Origin of the sequence: Peristeroidobacter soli (genome assembly GCF_004138485.1) — a bacterium.
Taxonomy (GTDB): domain Bacteria; phylum Pseudomonadota; class Gammaproteobacteria; order Steroidobacterales; family Steroidobacteraceae; genus Steroidobacter; species Steroidobacter soli.
The window spans coordinates 235,794-253,500 of sequence record NZ_RYEV01000010.1; the positions used below are offsets into that span (position 1 = coordinate 235,794).

General features: G+C 62.4%; 9 protein-coding genes. 6 read left to right on the plus strand and 3 right to left on the minus strand.

Annotated features, from left to right (window positions below):
- Nucleotides 1-419: 419 nt before the first annotated feature.
- Both EKO19_RS35650 and EKO19_RS35655 read right to left on the minus strand, forming a co-directional pair.
- The gene (locus EKO19_RS35650) at nt 420-1,991 is read right to left on the minus strand and encodes a M48 family metalloprotease (protein WP_129782193.1); all 1,572 of its coding nucleotides are present in this window, start codon (nt 1,989-1,991) and stop codon (nt 420-422) included.
- A gap of 93 nt (nt 1,992-2,084) precedes the next feature.
- Entirely contained in the window at nt 2,085-5,372 is a 3,288-nt protein-coding gene (locus EKO19_RS35655; protein ID WP_129782194.1) for a LamG-like jellyroll fold domain-containing protein, read from the minus strand.
- Nucleotides 5,373-5,510: 138 nt separating this feature from the next.
- On the opposite strand from EKO19_RS35655, the gene EKO19_RS35660 reads away from it, so the two are divergent.
- The 6 genes from EKO19_RS35660 to EKO19_RS35685 all read left to right on the plus strand — a co-directional run bounded on the left by EKO19_RS35660 (nt 5,511) and on the right by EKO19_RS35685 (nt 16,472).
- Nucleotides 5,511-6,059 (plus strand): hypothetical protein, encoded by a 549-nt coding sequence (locus EKO19_RS35660; protein WP_129782195.1) that lies wholly within the window; start codon nt 5,511-5,513, stop codon nt 6,057-6,059.
- Nucleotides 6,060-7,017: 958 nt separating this feature from the next.
- Nucleotides 7,018-9,669, plus strand: a complete 2,652-nt coding sequence (locus EKO19_RS35665) for a bifunctional diguanylate cyclase/phosphodiesterase (protein ID WP_129782196.1) — start codon at nt 7,018-7,020, stop codon at nt 9,667-9,669.
- A 55-nt stretch (nt 9,670-9,724) separates the two neighbouring features.
- Nucleotides 9,725-11,905, plus strand: a complete 2,181-nt coding sequence (locus EKO19_RS35670) for a putative bifunctional diguanylate cyclase/phosphodiesterase (protein WP_129782197.1) — start codon at nt 9,725-9,727, stop codon at nt 11,903-11,905.
- Between the two features lie 140 nt (nt 11,906-12,045).
- On the plus strand, nt 12,046-13,899 hold the full coding sequence (locus EKO19_RS35675) for a PAS domain S-box protein (protein ID WP_129782198.1): 1,854 nt from the start codon (nt 12,046-12,048) through the stop codon (nt 13,897-13,899).
- The gene (locus tag EKO19_RS38525; protein ID WP_157995591.1) at nt 13,896-14,702 is read left to right on the plus strand and encodes a response regulator; all 807 of its coding nucleotides are present in this window, start codon (nt 13,896-13,898) and stop codon (nt 14,700-14,702) included. Before EKO19_RS35675 ends, EKO19_RS38525 begins: the two co-directional genes overlap by 4 nt.
- A gap of 6 nt (nt 14,703-14,708) precedes the next feature.
- Nucleotides 14,709-16,472 (plus strand): ATP-binding protein, encoded by a 1,764-nt coding sequence (locus EKO19_RS35685; RefSeq protein ID WP_129782199.1) that lies wholly within the window; start codon nt 14,709-14,711, stop codon nt 16,470-16,472.
- A 6-nt stretch (nt 16,473-16,478) separates the two neighbouring features.
- Here EKO19_RS35685 and EKO19_RS35690 read toward each other — a convergent pair whose 3' ends face one another.
- The gene (locus tag EKO19_RS35690; protein WP_129782200.1) at nt 16,479-17,582 is read right to left on the minus strand and encodes a sensor histidine kinase; all 1,104 of its coding nucleotides are present in this window, start codon (nt 17,580-17,582) and stop codon (nt 16,479-16,481) included.
- Nucleotides 17,583-17,707: the final 125 nt, after the last annotated feature.

Genomic DNA, 17,707 nt, shown 5'->3' on the forward strand with positions numbered 1-17,707 from the left:
GAATCCTCGATGCGACCGCGATCGGCCACCATACGCTGGTCCTGGCGCTACACGATCGGCTGCTCGTAGAGCATGGAGGCGCGGCGGGTCTGCGTGACGAGTCGCTGCTGAGATCCGCGCTCAGCCCTCCGCTGAATCATATCGTCTACGCCAGCTCGGATACCATCGACTTCGCCGCCAAATACACGACTGGCATCGTGCAGATCATCTGTTCGTCGACGGCAACGAGCGCACTGGCCTCGTTATCGGCGTGATTGTTTCTCGAACTCAATGGCTATCAGTTCACGGCGAGCGAAGAGGCAGCGGCGGAAGCAGTTCTTGACCTGGCCGCACGCGCAATCGACGAAAACGCGTTCTGCGATTTTTTGCGCGCCAACACTGGGTGGGAGCCCGTGTAACAGCACAGCTCACACTCTGCACTACTCCGCGACCTTCGCCCCATCCACGCGGAAACGTAGATAGGGCAGCTGCTCCTGCGCGATGTTGGCGATGCCGGTCTGCGCAGCCGCCTGCTGCCCTGACGGCACGGCGGAGCGAAACACCACGGGCTGTCCCTGTTGAACGATGCGGCCGCTGGCGTCGACCAGCACGGGCGTGACTTGAATGCCGACCAGCGGCGCGGGCGAACGATTCTGGACCACGACCACGACGCGGCCCTGCGGATCGATCTGACCTTGGGTCGCGACGTAGTTGCCTGGATTCTGCGGCAGGTCCATGCGCACGAACTCGGCCGCCGCGCGCTGTCCGATCGAACTTTGCGAGCCCGCGGCCGCCCGGAAATAGTCCATCGCCTTGGCACGGTCGCCGCGATCGCGGGAGATCGTGCCCAAGTAATAAGCCGCCGGCGCAGTGGGCAGCAGCTCGACGCTCTTGGTGAGCCACTCCTCGGCGCGCGCCTTGTTTCCCGCTTGATACTGGGCGACGCCCGCGCCCAGATACGAGCCGAAGTAGTTCGAATTCAGATCGATGGCCTTTTGATAATGAGGCAGCGCCTCCTCGGGCTTCTTCTGAGCGAGCTTCATCTCGCCCAGGAATTCATGGAAGCGCCCTTCGCGTGGCTCGATCTTGATCGCTTCCTGAACCAACGACTCCGCCTTGGTGTATTCCTTCTTGCGCGCGGCGGTCATCGCCTCATCGAACTTCTTGTACGCGGGCTCGATCTTGCGGAACGGCTGCAGGCGTGCCTGATAACGGTCCTTGCCGAGATCGCCGCCGGCGCCCAATCGCTGCGCCGTGGCCTTGTTCTTCGCGACCCGCTCCTCCGACGGCGGATGGGAGGCGAACAGGCCTTCAATGAAGCTCTGGCTCTTGGCGCCGCCCTGCTGAGACAGACGCACGAAGGTTTCCTGTAGCGTGATCGCGCCCTGCGGGTCGTAGCCGGCGAGCTTCATGTACTTCATGCCGTACTCATCGCTCTCCAGCTCCTGGTCGCGACCGTACTTCTGCTGAATCATCTGGGCGCCGACGCCCGCGCCCTGGACCGCGAGATTGGCGACGGTCGAGTCCACATCGCTGATCGCAGCACCGATCTGGGCCGCGGCCAGGCCGACCTGCATGATCGTGCCGCGCTCCTGGGCCTTGGCGCCGTGCCTTGCGGCCGCGTGAACGATCTCGTGGCCGAGCACGGCCGCAAGCTCCGCTTCGTTCTGCAGCTCCGACAAGAGGCCGACGTTCACGGCGATCTTGCCACCGGGCAGCGCCCAGGCGTTGGGCACCGGGTTGTTCAAGACGACGAATTCATAGGGCAGTTGGCGGTCCGAGACGGCCGCCAGTTTCTTGCCCACTTCGTTGATGTAGACGGTGAGATCGGGCAGCACATCGAAGCTGCCGCCCTCGCTCTGCCTGGTCGGCGCGTAGTTCTGCTCGCCGATCTTGATCTCCTGCGCCTCGGAGACGAACTGAATCTCCTTCTTCCCGGTCACCGGGTTGACGCCGCACGCGCTGAGCCAGAGTGCCAGTAAGAGCAAGCACAGAAGCTTTGCGTAGCGCATCGAGGATCCCCGCCGTCAGTGAAGATGGAAGATTCTACGACCCTCCTGGTTCAAGAGCGATCCATGATGCCGATTTGTTCCCAGGACGGGCGCTCAACGCACGCCCTCGGCATACAACTGGCTGACGACCTCGGCGCTCACGGCCTCGTCGTAAATCTTCAGCTGATCGACCAGCCCCATGTACGGCGCATCCCAGAAGTTCACGCCGATGGCGAACTGGCGCTGCTCGGCCGGCGTGAAGACATCCGGGAAGCCGGTCAGCGTGTTGACCAGCGCGCCGTTCAGATACAGCCGCAAGGTGCCGTGATCGACCGACATCACCAGGTGCGACCAGGCACCGGTCGGAATGGATGCGTTGAACGTGCCATCGAACCACGCCGTCCCCGACCACAGCATCGTCGGCTGAGTCGTGCCCGGGCCGCGCGGCACGAGGCTGATCCAGCTCGAGGGCGTGACCCAGCCGAAGAACGCAGTGGTGAATTGAGAGACCGCACTCGGCCGCAGCCACATTGCGATCGAGTAGCTGTGATCGCGCACCAGCCCCTCCGGCAGCCGCACGCCTGCGGCACCATCGAGCATCAGCGCGCTGCCCACCGCGCCGGGCATGAATGACACCGCGCCGCCCGGCTGATCGGCACGCGGCCCCACCACGACGCCCGGACCAAACGCCCCGCGCGAGGCGCTCAGATCGTTCTCGAAGTCATAGGCCGCGATCGGCGACGGTGGCGCCAGCGAGCGGACCGTCACCTCGAACGCCTTCGTCGTCTGCAGGCCGTTCAACGTGATCGTCGCTGTCAAGGTCACATTCACATCCGGCGACTCGCGCCCCGGCCGCGTCACCCGACCCGTCGGACTCAGCACCTCAGGACGTGACGACTCCCACGCGATGACCGACGCATATGGCCCCGTGCGTCGCAGATCGAGATCCGACTGCACGGCGCTCACGTCACCGAGATCCAGAATCTGCGCCGCGGATTGCAACAGCTGCGAACCCGACAGGCGATCGATGTCGAGACCTTTGATTTCAGCGGCGGACAGGCTCGCCTCGTAGATCTTGAGCTCATCGACCAGACCGTCGAACGGCAGATCCCAATAATTCACGCCAAGCGCGAACTTCCCTCGACGCGTGCTGAAGAAATCCGTCAGCGTTCCCGCGCCGAACTTGCGCACGCCGTTCAGATACACCGACACGATCCCGCGATTCACCGAGAGCGCCACGTGCGTCCAGGCATTGGCGGGAATGCGCTCGCCGGCGCTACCATCGAACCACGCCTCGCTGCCGCTCCAGAGCATCGTGTTGCCGTCCCAGCCATGCGGCACGAGACTGATCCAGCGATTTGAGAACGGCACCCCAGCCGCGTCGGTCTGCTCATCGACCGCCCCGAAGAACGCCGGCGTGAATTGCGAGAGCACGCGCGGATTCGCCCAGAAGGACACGGTGTATTCGTAGTTATCGATCACCCCCTCGGGCAGTAGCACGCCTGAGGTGCCATCGAGACTCACGGCCTGGCCCTGCTCGCCCGGTGCGAACGACACCGCGCCCAGATTCCAGAGACGATTGCCGGTCGCGGTGGCGGCGGTGAATCGCCCGAGCTGCTCGCTTAACGAATTCTCGAAGCTGAACTGCGCGACGCGATTGAAGGGCAGTCGCGCCGGCACGGTGACCTGGAACTGGCGCTGCGCGGTCGCACCGTTCAACGTCATCGTCGCGGTGAGCGTGACGATGCGATCGCCCTCGCCCACGTTCGGTCTGATGACCGTGCCGTCGGCTTGAATGACGGACGGATCGCTGGAGGACCACGCGATCGCCGTCGCCCGTGTGCCGCGCGCGGGCAGATCCAGCGTGCCGGCCTTGATGGTCTCGGATAGCGACAGGCTGTCCGAGACATCCTTCAATGCCTGCTTCGTGGTGCGCCTTTCGAGCTTCGAGCCCCAGATCGACACGCCCTTGTTCGACAGCGCGGTGAACACCGGCACGAGCCTGCTCGCCGCTTCGTTCCACTGCCAGGCGAGCCGGCCTTCGTAGAGATCGTCGCTGCCGCTCAGCTGGAGGGTGATGCGATTGGGATCGCCGAAGTAGCGCCGATACTGGCCGGTCACTTCGCCCGAAATGCTGTAGTCCGCATTGAGTGAGATGTAGACGGACTGCTTCGCCTCGCGATTGATGTCCTTGCCCAGATTGATGAACTTGTAGTCGCCCAGCGCATCGTTGGCATCGACGATGTTCTGCCCCTTGATCGGCACGTAGCGGTGCGGTGAAGCCACGAGCCAGCCGTCAGCGTTCACGAACATTTCGTGCACGCGAATCGAATGCGCCTCGCCGCGATTCGGAAAGCGCGTGTGCGTGATCAGGAAATGTTTCTTGGTGGCCGCATCGTAGTACGCCGAATTGTGGCCTGGCGAGAGATAGCCGCGCGCAGTCTCGCGATCGCCCGGCGCCGCGGCGAAATTGAAGCCGCCCATCAGCTTCACGCCATACGGCGCGATGCTGTCCCAGTTGCCCCGCGCCCCGGCCATGTCGCGACCCTCGGCGTCGAGATACGGGCCGTCGGGCGTGCGCGATCGTGAGATACGAATATTGTAGCCGTCGGTGGACACGAAGCCGCCGAAGGAAGTGAACATGTAGTAGTAGCCGCTCTCAGGGCTGTACAGGATGTAGCTGCCTTCGATCGCGCTGTGATCGCCACCCGCCAGGTGTTTGCCATAGCCTTGCCCCGGCAGCGGCTTGCCAGTCGTTTCATCCATCTTCAGGATGAAAATGCCGCCGGAATACGAGCCATAGGTCATCCACAACTTGCCTTGCCTGTCGTAGAAAACATCCGGATCGATGGTGTTCGGATGAATGGTCGCGTCGTAGTCGGTGATGCCTTCGGGTCCATAGCCCGCCGCGATCTCCGCAGCCGACATTCCTGAGCGCAGGAAGATGCCTTGATCGACATACGGACCGTCGATGCGATCCGAGGTCGCGACACCGAGATACGAGCGCGGCCCCGTGCACTCCGCGTTCGGCGGAATGCCGCAGAAGCTGTAATAGAAGTTATATTTTCCGCTCTTGAGCTTGATGACATCCGCCGCCCAGGAGCCCGGCGCGCCGGTCCACTGCGTGCCGTCGGCGGGAATCGTGCTCCACAAGGGATTGGCGGCGTCGACACCGTTTGCAACGAACTGCCAGTTCATCAAGTCGGTGCTGCGCGCAGCGGCGAGATGCGAGCCGAACACATAGAAACTGCCGTCGTCGGCACGAATCACGGAAGGATCGTGTACCGGCAGATCGTTATGGGTAATCGAAGTCACATCGACCGTTGGGTCGGGTGCATCCAACAGGCAGCCGCCCGCGATCAGCAGCACGCCCGCGGCGAGCGCCGTTCTCATCGATTTCATTGTTGATCCCCCGTCTGCTGAGGATCTTTATAACTCAGACAAATAATTCCTGGCAACAGCTATCGCGCCAGGGCCGGCATCGCAGGAGCGGAACGATTCGCTGGCGCTGGCGTTTCAGGGGTTTGAAGGGGGATACGCATGACACCTGCGATGACCCATACCGCGATGGTGACCGCCCTGTTCAAGGACGCGGGCGGTGTCGAACGGGCGTATCACGTCGCGCTCGCACGAGGCTACGCCCAGGATGACATCAACCTCGTGCTGTCGGAGGAAACCCGCCGGCGATCCTTCAACGTCGATCAGGTGGAAACCGAGCTCGCTGACAAGGCCGCGCACAGCACTGAAAAGAAACAACCGGTGGCCGCGAAGCTCGGTGGTCCCGCGGGCGGCACGGCCGCAACCATCGCCCCTGCCCTCGCCGCCATCGGATCGGCAGCGTTGCTCCCGGGCCTGGTGCTGGCCGGCCCCATCGCCATCGCGCTGGCCGCCGGTGGCGCGGTGGCAATCACCGGCGGCCTCATCACCGCGCTCACCAACTGGGGCATTCCTAAAGGTCGTGTCGAAGCGTACGAGTCGCAGATTCGTCAGGGCGGCGTGTTGATCGGCGTGAAAGCCCGCAACGACGCCGACGCGGCCTACCTGCAACACGAGTGGCAGAGCGTCGGCGGCGTGTTGATTCGAGCGTAGCGCCTGTCATCTCAGCTCGAGCGACCCGCGGGTCGCTGAGAGAATGATCGTGCACGAGAGCCGACGTATCGATGGCGGTGACTGATTCGGCGCCAGCACGGCTGCCATGCGTTGGAGCTGACGCCTCCGCCGTGCCGCGAGCCACTGCAGGTAGTCATCATTCCTGATGTTACTCGACCCTCGATTGTGGACCATACGCGCGCAGGGACATCATCGGTATTCAGATACAACGAGCATGGGCATGACCTGCTTCACGGATGTTGACTGTTCAAAGCCGAAAATAAAGATTGCGTGCTGTTTGCTGCTACGTAATCGCACGTAACCCCTACGTCCGAAGATCTCAGGCCCGCATCAGCCCGCACCCGATTTGAGCCCGGCCGGCGCAATCGCGGCGTCATCCTGTGATGCAAGTCTCCCGGCGCGAATCACAGCATGACGATAGTCCGTTTAGCCATGTCAACAGCGGCTCATTCCCTCAGGATATACAGCGATGCCTGGTGCACACAGAGGCAAGACGAGCGCAACCACCTTCGTCGCCGGAGCATCAAATGCCAGGCAATGCGGCACGCACGCTGCCGGCCGGCATTCGACAATTGAGCAGCCGCAGAAGAATGTCATTGATGGCAGCTCACTAGGTATAACGCAGTACCGGGCTACGTCATTACTCCCCTGTTGCTTACTCAACCGGCGGCTCATCCTGTCATCCCGATGTCCGATCCGCCATGACCTCGAATGCGACGAACTCAGCGTCCGCACGCAGCCTCCCATGAGCAACGACATCGCCCCGGCAGCTCATCGTATCCCGGTCATTGACGATACGATCACGACTGGCGATGACTTGCATCGAATATTCTCCGGCAGGGCCTCGTCGCCGGCCGCGAAAGCAGCCAAGAGACCGTGGCGCGACCGATCGCTGACAGCGACCCGGCCTCGTTGATCTCACGTCGAGGAGCGATTTGTGCTGCGTCGAAAAGCCCTGGCGTCTGGAATACTGGCGACCGTCATCCTGCTGATAGGCGCCATTGCATGCGCCGCTCACGTACTCATCGGACGCTTCGATGAAATCGAGCTGGCGCAGACGACCGAGCGCGCGGCGCAGGTTGAGCGCTCGTTTCAGGCCGATCTGGATCAGTTGGCGATGAGCAACCGCGACTATGCCGAGTGGGATGACGCGCAATCCTACATTCTCGACCGACAGCCCACCTTCATTGCCGCGAACTTTTCGGTCGACTCGCTGCGCGGCATGCATGTCGATGCGGTGGTGATCCTGGCGGCGAACGGCACTGCGATCTACTCAGCGTTGCTGTCCGAATCCGCCAGGGAATTGCGGTCACCCGCCCCCCGAACGCTGGTCGACGCCTTCAGCGCCCTTCGGCTCGACGAGTCGGCGCTGCGCAAACTGCCCTCGAGCCGCAGAATCGTGCGCACCTCGCAGGGTCTGACCGCATTCTCCGCCGTCGAGATTCGTCGTTCCGACAAATCCGGCGCAACCGGAGCCGTGATGTTCTTTGCGCGCTTTGTGCGAGCCGATGTCATCGAACGTGTACGGCAAACGAGCCGGCTGCCGGCGGAACTGATCGCGATTCGCGCAGCCGCGACACCAGCGCCCTCCCTCGCCGATTCTCCGCTGCAGGCCTGGCTGGCGGGCTCCCGCGGTGACAGCCCTGTGGACGCGCACGTTACCGGGCCTGGCACCGTCGAGGGCTTCGCCCTCATCAGCGATGTCGCCAATACTCCTGTCGCGTACTTCGTCACTGCCAACAAGCGGGATGTCGGTCGATTGGGACGACAGACGACCTGGGAGCTGATGGGCACGCTGGCTGCGCTCATCGTAGTCGGCAGTGGCGCGCTGCTCGCGATGATTCTGCGTCTGCGGCAGAGCTGGACCGAGCGGGCGGCACTGGAGAGCCGACACCGCAACATCCTCAAACACCTGAACGAAAGCGTCGCGTTGGCGGACCCACAGACCGGCCAGATCGTCGATGCCAACGACGCTCTGCTGCGAGCGGCCGGATACAGTCGCAAAGACCTGCCCTCGCTGAATGTTCGCAAAATCTATCTCGACCTGCCGGAGACGCTCGCCGGTGGCTCGCCGGCTGCGGAGCGCCGGGTGCGAGCGCGCAATGGCTGTGTCCACGAGGAGGAAGTCACGATTACGGATGTCCTCGAAGACGATCGCCCGCTGGTATGCGTGGTCGGCCGGGACTTATCGCAGCGTAAGCAGGCGGAGTTGGCGCTCCAGGAGAACCAGAGCAGGCTGGCACATCTGATAGAGCACGATCCTCTCACCGAGCTGCCGAATCGGAACTACCTGAACTCCCGCCTTCCGGCGCTGATCGAATTCGCCCGAACGCGCGGTCAGTCACTCGCATTGATGCACGTGGACCTCGATCGCTTCAAGAACATCAACGATTCGGGCGGACAAGGCCACGGAGACGCCGTCCTCAAAATCATTGCCCATCGGCTGTGTTCAGCCACGTCCGGGGACGATGCGGTGGTGCGCATAGGCGCAGATGAGTTCGTCGTCGTTGCACCGGGCGTCACCAGTATGAAGGCATCGCGTACGCTGGCCGAGCGCCTGCTGATGAAAATCCGCGAGCCCGTCGAGCTGAACGAGCTGCGCGTCTCGGTGACCGCAAGCCTGGGCGTCTCGATCTTTCCTCGCGACGCAAACGACGGCGAGACCTTGCTGAGAGACGCCGGAATAGCTTTGCAATCGGCCAAGGAAGGCGGACGCGACTGCTATCGCGAGTTCTCTCCGGAGATGACAGCGCAGCTGAGTGAGCACCTGGTGCTCGAAAAAGCGCTGCGCAGAGCGCTGGAAAGCTCACAGATCTGTGTCGAGTTCCAGCCAGTGGTGGATCTGCAGACAGGGCTGCTCGTATCCTTCGAGGCGCTGGCACGCTGGCGCGACCCGGAGCTCGGTGTCGTTTCTCCGGCGCGCTTCATTCCAGTTGCGGAACGCAGCGGCCTCATCGTTCCGATGACCGAGGCGATCGTACGGAAAGTCGTACTGCAGCTGAGCGAGTGGCAGCGCTCGAATCTGCTGCTCGCTCCCGTGGCGGTCAATGTCACGGCTGCCCAGTTCGAGCGCACTCAATTCCCGATTTTCGTTCAGGAAACGACCCTCGAGCACGATGTGGATCCGCGTTGGCTGGCCTTCGAGGTCAACGAATCGGCGTGGCTCCAGAACTCCTCCAAGCACGTGGTCATGATCGACACGCTGCGTCATGAAGGCTCGCGTATCTACATCGACGACTTCGGCACGGGCTTCTCGAACCTCAGCTATCTCAAAACCCTGCCGGTGGACGCCGTGAAGATCGATCAGTCCTTCGTCCGTGGCGTCGCGACCGATGCCAGTGACGCGGCGATCGTCAGCAGCATCATCGCCATGTCTCGCCAACTGAATCTGTCCACGGTGGCCGAAGGCATCGAAACCGAAGTGCAAGCCAACAAGCTGCGGGCACTCGGGTGCCTGTATGGACAAGGTCATTATTTCAGTCGCGCTTTGCCCGCCGAGAGGTGCCGCGCGCTACTGGAACAGTTGTCGGCGGCACAAAGAGTCACTGAAACAGTGACGATGCGCGCCTTCCGAGAAGCCGCCCGCTGAGCGCGATCCCAAGCCTCGAGGACACAATTACCGACTGAGCCGATCCGAGGTGATCATGTCAACGTTCAGCGAAACTCCCCTGACCACCATGCAAGGCTCATACGATTCGTGGTTGGTGGCGCTGTCATTCCTGGTCGCCGTGCTGGTCTCCTACACAGCGGTGAATCTGGCCACGCGAGTATGCGCATTCAGGCACCAGCGCGTCGTCTGGTGGTTGTCCGGTGGCGCGATCGCCATGGGGATCGGGATCTGGTCGACGCACTTCATCGGAATGCTGGCGTTCTCTCTGCCCATCGCCATCAGCTATGACGTTCCAAGAACGCTGGGGTCATTGTTGCTGGCCATTGCCGTTTCCGGCTTCGCGCTCGTCATCGCGAACAGTCAAAGACTCAGCCTGCCACGCCAGGCATGCAGCGCGCTGATGATGGGATTGGGCATCGCGGCCGTGCACTACTCCGGCATGTCCGCGATTCAGATAACTCCCGCCATCACGTACGAGAAAACTCTGGTACTGCTCTCCGTCGGCATCGCCGTCGGCGCATCGTTCATCGCCCTGAAGCTGCTCGTGGGCCTGCGCAGTGCCGCGGGGCCGCGTGCGATCCTCGCTCGAGGCATCGCGGCGCTTTGCATGGGCCTCGGGATTGCCGGGATGCATTACACCGCCATGTTCGCCTCGCGGTTCGCGGCGAACTCGTACTGCTGGGGAAGCGCAACCCCCAACAGCGACTGGCTGGCCGTCACCATCGCAGGCTTCGCCCTGGGAATCCTCCTGGTCACGATGATCCTCGCGTTCTACGATGCGCAGCTGGAAGCGAAGGCACGCCAGCATGCCGCAGCCCTGGAAGAGGCGAACGCAAGACTGCGCGAACAGGCAACTCACGATGCCCTGACGGGCCTGCCCAACCGCGTGCTGCTGGAGGATCGTCTGCGGCAAGCGATCGGACTGGCGGATCGCTCGGGCAAGCGCTTCGCCGCCATGATTCTCGACCTCGATCGATTCAAGCTGATCAACGACTCACTGGGGCATCATGCCGGCGATGAGCTGCTCAGGGAGGTCGCGAAACGGCTGCAGGGACTACTGCGCAAGAGCGACACCCTGGCCCGACTCGGGGGCGATGAGTTCGTCATCGTCATCGAAGATGTCGCCGAGCGAAGCGCGCCACAGACGGTCGCGCAGAAGATCATCGCGGCGATCAACCAACGCTTCCGCGCCTACAACGTCGACGTGCATACCTCGCCGAGCATAGGCATCGCCATCTATCCCGATGATGGACGCGATGGCGCGGCGTTGCTGGCAAAGGCCGACATCGCCATGTACCAGGCCAAGCAAGCCGGTGGGAACAGATATGAGTTCTTCACCGCCGAAATGAATACGCACGCACAGAGGCGAATGATCCTCGAATCCGGCCTGCGTCGCGCGCTGGCCGAAGGCGAGCTCGAACTTCACTATCAGCCCAAGGTGGATGTGCTGAGCGGACGGGTCAACAGCACCGAAGCCCTGGTGCGGTGGCGTGACCCTGACCGCGGCCTGATACCGCCTGCGGAGTTCATTCCGCTCGCCGAGGAAGTCGGCCTCATCCTGCAGATCGGGGATTGGGTGTTGCGCGAGGCGTGCCGGCAGGCCCGTCGCTGGGAGCTCGACGGCTTGCAGCCGGTACGCGTTGCAGTGAACGTCGCTGCCCACCAGTTCCGTCAGCCCAACTTCATCACCAGCGTGCGAGAGGCGCTCGAAGACACCGGGCTCGCGCCCTATTACCTGGAGCTGGAGATCACCGAGAGCGCAGTGATGCACAACGCCGCCGGCTCGGCGGCGGTCCTGGAGCAGCTCAGTCGGCTCGGCGTGCATCTGTCGATCGATGACTTCGGCACGGGATACTCGAGCCTCGCCTACTTGCGCAGCTTCCCTCTGGACAAACTCAAGATCGACCGCAGCTTCATTCGCAGCCTGCCCGACAGCACCGAGAACACCGCAATCGTCAACGCCATCGTGGCCCTCTCCCACAGCCTCAACCTGCATGTGATCGCCGAGGGCGTGGAAACACAGCCGCAGCTGGATTATCTACGCAAGATCGGTTGCGATCAGTATCAGGGCTATCTGTTCAGCGCGCCGGTTCCAGCCGATGCCTTCGCGCAGCTGCTTCGCAGTCGGCAGCCCGAACGCGGCGAAGGAACGTTCGACCCGTTGACGACGATGAGCAGGCTCTACGCCAAAGCGCGCAAGGCACCGCTGAAGTGAGCGGGCAATGGCCTCACTTCGGAAACTAGCTATCTTCATGCGCTCGAACTTGCGATTGACCCGATCTTGCTGATTCATCGCACCGTGCGTACCCTTCCATCCTGCTGTCGGCATCACCTTGTTGACGACAGGGATCACGGATGCACAGCAACTATGGAATCTCGGTCGCTGATGAAGCACCAGACGCGCTGATTGCGACGTCGATTGAAGGCCGAGTGCACTTCTGGAATCGCGGTGCAACGCAGATCTTCGGATACACCAGCGACGAAGCCCACGGAAAACTACTCACCGAATTGACGGTTCCCACGGAACGTATCGAAGAAGAACGATCGTTGACTCGGGGTGCCTGCGCCAGCGGCCGCGCGACCATCGAAACCGTCCGCCGTCACAAAGACGGCTCGTTGCTCTATCTCAGCGTAACAGTGCGTCGGGTAAAGGACCCGTGCGGCGCGAACGACGATTATCTGGTCCGCTGCGAGACGGACATCACCCGCTCCCGCGCCATTCGTGAGTCCCGGCTGGTCGAGGCGCGTTATCGCGATCTTCTGGAATCGATGCCGGATGCCCTGGTGATCATGAACGATACCGGACGCATCATTCTGGTCAACGCACCCGCCGAGAGCGTATTCGAATATACGCGCGCGGAACTGGTCGGCGAGCAGATCGAAGTTCTACTTCCCGAGCGCGCGCGGGGGGCTCACGTGGCGCATCGGGCGAAATATTTCAGCCAATTGCGGACCCGGGAAATGGGCGCGGGGCTACAACTCTACGGTGTCCGCAAGAGCGGCGAGGAATTTCCAGTCGAGATCAGCCTGAGCCCATTGCGCATGGACGACACGGTCATGGTGATGAGCGCGATCCGGGATATCACCGCTCGACGACGCGCCGAGCAAAAGTTCCGCGGGCTGCTCGAGTCCGCGCCGGACTCGATGGTCATCGTCGATCGCGGCGGCAGGATCGTTCTGGTCAATTCGCAGACGCAGAAGCTGTTCGGCTATTCTCGCGACGAGTTGCTCGGGCAAGCCGTGGACATCCTGATCCCCGAGCGCTTCAAGGCGCTGCATCCCCAGCACCGCTCGCGCTATTTCAGCGATCCCAAAGTGCGGCCGATGGGCGCCGGTCTGGAATTGCACGGACGCCGCAAGGACGGCACCGAGTTCCCGGTGGAGATCAGCCTGAGTCCGCTCGAGACCGAGGACGGCACCCTGGTCAGCAGCTCGATCCGCGATATCACCGAGCGCCGGCGCTTCGAGCACACGCTGCAGGAGAAAAACGTCGAGCTGGAACGCGCCAGTCTCGCAAAAGATCGTTTCCTCGCAACCATGAGCCACGAGCTGCGCACGCCGTTGAACGCCATCATCGGTTTCACCGGGACTCTGCTCATGCAGCTGCCGGGGCCGCTGACCGCCGACCAGGACAAGCAGCTGCGCACGGTTCAGTCCAGCGCCAGGCATCTGCTGTCGCTCATCAACGATCTGTTGGACCTGGCGAAGATCGAATCGGGCAAGGTCCATCTCGAGCTGCAGCCGGTGAGGGTTCGCGAAGTGGTCGATGAAGTCTGCAATGCGCTGCGCCCCGCTGCCGAAGGCAAGGGTCTCGCCCTGTACCTGCAACTTCCCGAGGACGAAATCGAGCTACGTACCGATCGCCGCTCGCTCAGCCAGATTCTCATCAATCTCACCAACAACGCGATCAAGTTCACCGAGCGCGGTGAGATACGCCTGGAGGTCCTGCGCCCGGAGAACGGCGGCGCTGGCATTACGCAGTTCAACATCGTCGATACGGGAATCGGCATCGCCGATGCCGACCAGCCCGCGCTGTTTCAGGCATTCACTCGCATCGGTAATGGCCAGCTGCGGGCTGCCGAGAGCACCGGCCTCGGTCTGCACCTGAGCCAGAAGCTCGCGGAATTGCTCGGCGGCGCGATCTCGATGAAGAGCACCTGTGGCGGCGGCAGCTGCTTCACACTTTCACTGCGCGAGCCTGCGGAATGACAGCGACTATCCTGGTCATCGAAGACGATCCGCCGAGCCAGGAGCTGATGGCCTACCTCATCGAAGCCCATGGTCTGGAGGTACGCACCGCAAGTCGCGGCGACCTCGGCGTCGCGCTGGCTCGTAAAACCCCGCCCGATCTCGTGATCTGCGATATCCATCTGCCCGGCCTGGATGGCTACGCCGTCGCGCGAACGCTCAAATCCGACCAGCGGCTGCGGAGCATTCCGCTGCTGGCGGTCACGGCACTCGCTATGGTCGGCGATCGGGAAAAGGTGCTCGCCGAGGGCTTCGATGCTTACCTCACCAAACCCATCGACCCAAGTACGTTTGTTGCCCACATCGAAGCGCTGCTCGGCCGGGCATCGACGGCGCCCGTTGCGCCACCTCGAACGACAACGGCGAATGGCGCACGGCCGCCGGCCTCACAAGGCACTCTCCTGGTTGTGGACGACTCACCGGTGAATCGCGAACTCAAGCGAAGCATCTTCGAACCACACGGCTATCGAGTGATTACAGCAGCGACGGTCAGCGCGGGATTGCACCTGGCGCAGGAGCATCGGCCCAACTTGATCATTGCCGATGTAGGCCTGCCCGACGGTACCGGCCTCGATCTGCTGAAGTATCTGAAGGAGGATGCCAGCGTGCAGGACATTCCGGTCGTCATCATCACATCGACGCACACCGAAACCACGGTAGGCGCTGCTTGCCTGGCGCTCGGCGCGAGCCGCTTTCTCATTCGTCCGCTCGACCCACCTCAGATTCTGGACGAAATCGAGTCCGTTCTGACGCCGCGACGGTAAGCCTATATGGCCGTAGTGCTCGTTGTCGATGACGACCGCTCAGCGCGTGAGCTGATGAAAACGGTGCTCGGCTACGCCGGTCACCAGGTGCATGAGGCGCATGACGGCGCCGAAGCACTGCTGCTCGTACATCAGTCGATGCCAGCCCTGGTCATCGTCGACCTGCTCATGCCGAAAATGGACGGCATGGAGTTTGTCCGGCGACTGCGCCGGCATTCGGCGACGGCGGCCATCCCGGTCGTCTTCTATACAGCCTCTTATCTCGAATCGCAGGCACAACATCTCGCCCGGCTCTGTGGTGTCACTCACTTCATCAGCAAGCCGGCAGAGCCGGAACAGATCTTTTCGGTGGTCAATGCCGCCCTGGGCGAGCGCGATGTGCTGCCGCAGAGGCCTGCCTCTTCCGCGGATCAACAAGACTACCTCGCCGGACTCACCGCCGCGCTATCTCGCAAAGCCGCCCACGTCATCCCTCGCCTGGAGGCGCTGATCGCGCTCGGCTTGAGGCTCGCCTCCGAAAAGGATCCTCATCGCCTGCTACTGGGCTTCTGCGAAGCTGCGCGCAAGATCGTCGGCGCCAAAATCAGTATCGTCGCCATCCGTCACGATGGGGACTCGACGCAGCGCTTCACATTCACCAGCGGATTGGCGCCCACGCTCGAGCAGCAGCTGAGCCCGGGCTTCTGGGATAGCGAGGTACATCGGCAGGTCCGAGCCTCACGTCAGCCGCGCAGGCTCGACTCGTTGCCGCCGGAGCTGCCGCTGCCTGCCGGGCTGGGGCCGCTGCACTGCCTGCTCTGTGCGCCCATTCTATCTCCGCAACGCGCGTACGGTTGGCTCACGCTGCTCGAGAGCACGAACCATGTCGCATTCGATGCAGAAGATGAAGTGCTCGCTCACATCCTCGCCGCGCAGGTTGGCCGGATCTACGAGAACGGCTCGCTGTATGCGGAAATCAAACGCTATGCCGAACGCCTGGAGGTCGAGGTGGCGCAGCGCAAGCAGAGTCAGGACGAGATCGAGCGGCTCAACCGCGATCTCGAGTGCCGCATTCAGCAACGTACCGCGGAGCTGGTCGACCTCAACAAGGAGCTCGAAGCCTTCGGCTACACCGTGTCGCACGAACTTCGCGCACCATTGCGCGCCGTGGTCGGATACTCGACGATGGCTTTGAACAGCGAGGGCGAGAGGCTGAGCGATGAGAGCCGCCGGTGTCTGAAGTCGGTCGTGGAAAGCGGACTGCGCATGAACCGGATGGTGGACGATCTGTTGCAATTCTCGCGCAAAGGTCGCCAGGCATTGCACATCGTGGAAGTCGACATGCACAGCCTGGTTCGAGAAATCTGGGACGAGCTGATCCATGAGACGAACGCGGCGACCCGGCTCGAGCTCGCAAGGATCGATCGGGCGCCCGCGGACCGGGCCATGATCCGTGAGGTATGGATGAATTTACTGTCGAACGCAGTCAAGTACTCACGCAACGCGGCTCAACCGCAGGTCGCAGTCAGCTCGGAAGCCATTGGCGGCATGACCCGGTATTGTGTCAGCGATAACGGTGCCGGCTTCAGCGCCGAGCATGCAAGCAGACTGTTTCGTGTATTCGAGCGATTACATACCCATTCGGAGTTCGAGGGTACCGGTGTCGGTCTGGCCATCGTCGAACGAATCGTGGGCCGTCATGGCGGTCGCGTGTGGGCCGAGTCCCAGCCCGGCCAGGGTGCCAGATTCACCTTCACCTTGCCCCATAGACAGAGCGAGCCTTGCTCTTGAATGCCCTCAAAGGTAGAGCGGAAATTCGACGGTCGCGGTCACACCTTCCGATGCACGAATATCGAGCAAGCCATTGAGCCGGGCGACCAGACTTGCGACCAGCCTCAATCCGAGGAAGCGCGCGTCCTCCACCTCAGGCAGGTGCATGCCTATCCCGTCATCGCTCACCTGCAGCCGGACGGTATTCTCCGAGCTCTCCAAAGAGACCCCGATCGTTCCATGGCGCTGCATCGGAAACGCGTGCTTGATGGCATTGGTGACGAGCTCGTTGACGATGAGACCACAGACGATTGCCCTGCCGACCGGCAGCAGCACGGTTTGGACGTCCAGCCGCACATTGACGCGCTCGCCACCCGGCGCCGCCCAGGCATCGAGGATGGTCGCGATGAGACTGCGCGCATAGTCGCCGAAGGGAATGCTGGAGAATTCTTTCGTCTGATACAGCCTCGAGTGGATCAAGGCGATGCCATCGATGCAGGTCCTGCATTCGCGCAGAACATCGCGGGCGCGCGATGGATCCAGTTGTCTCACGTGCATGTTCAGGAGGCTGGCCACGATCTGCAGGTTGTTCGTGACACGGTCATGCACGATTTGCAGCAGGGCCCCGCGCTGATCGAACTTCACGGTGAGGTCGGCCATCCGTTGCCGCAGGCACTCCATCGATTCCCTGTGTGTAGAGATATCAATCACCGAGCCCAGCATGAACCGGCTGCCGGCAATGGTCAGCGACTTCAGACCGATCTCGATCGGTATCTCGGAGCCGTCCTTGCGCAAGCCGCAGGATTCGATCCGTTGACTCATGCAGCGATCGTCGTCGCTCTTCAACAGCTCTCTGCGGCGTGAGCGATGGCAGGCTCGTAGACGCCTCGGCGCCAGTCGTTCGACGCGTCTGCCGATCAACTCGACACTCGAGTAGCCGAACGTCGCCTCGGTCGCAGCGTTTACAAAGACGACGATGCCCGACGCATCGACCAGAATGATCGCCGTCGGCAGCGCCGCGAGCATGCGCAGGATGGGATCCGCTCCTTCGAATCGACCCTCGAGACCTGAGGAATCGGATCGAGAGACCTGCGCGCCCGTATGCATCTTCATACTCCGTGACATCCGCATCCGTATTCGACCCGCGCTGCCGCCCTTGCCCGCGGACTTTTTACTCCGGAGATCTTCGGAAATATATAAGCAATAGCAGCGAGGCTTCAGCGGCAGACGCGTGCAACAACGGCAGCGGAGGTATC

What these genes read in the sequence shown, in the direction of transcription:
- EKO19_RS35685 (WP_129782199.1), top strand. Translation starts at nt 14,709, where the DNA reads ATGGCCGTAGTGCTCGTTGTCGATGACGACCGCTCAGCGCGTGAGCTG.
- EKO19_RS35675 (WP_129782198.1), top strand. Translation starts at nt 12,046, where the DNA reads ATGCACAGCAACTATGGAATCTCGGTCGCTGATGAAGCACCAGACGCG.
- EKO19_RS35655 (WP_129782194.1), bottom strand. Translation starts at nt 5,372, where the DNA reads ATGAAATCGATGAGAACGGCGCTCGCCGCGGGCGTGCTGCTGATCGCG.
- EKO19_RS35650 (WP_129782193.1), bottom strand. Translation starts at nt 1,991, where the DNA reads ATGCGCTACGCAAAGCTTCTGTGCTTGCTCTTACTGGCACTCTGGCTC.
- EKO19_RS35660 (WP_129782195.1), top strand. Translation starts at nt 5,511, where the DNA reads ATGACACCTGCGATGACCCATACCGCGATGGTGACCGCCCTGTTCAAG.
- EKO19_RS35670 (WP_129782197.1), top strand. Translation starts at nt 9,725, where the DNA reads ATGTCAACGTTCAGCGAAACTCCCCTGACCACCATGCAAGGCTCATAC.
- EKO19_RS35690 (WP_129782200.1), bottom strand. Translation starts at nt 17,582, where the DNA reads ATGCGGATGTCACGGAGTATGAAGATGCATACGGGCGCGCAGGTCTCT.
- EKO19_RS38525 (WP_157995591.1), top strand. Translation starts at nt 13,896, where the DNA reads ATGACAGCGACTATCCTGGTCATCGAAGACGATCCGCCGAGCCAGGAG.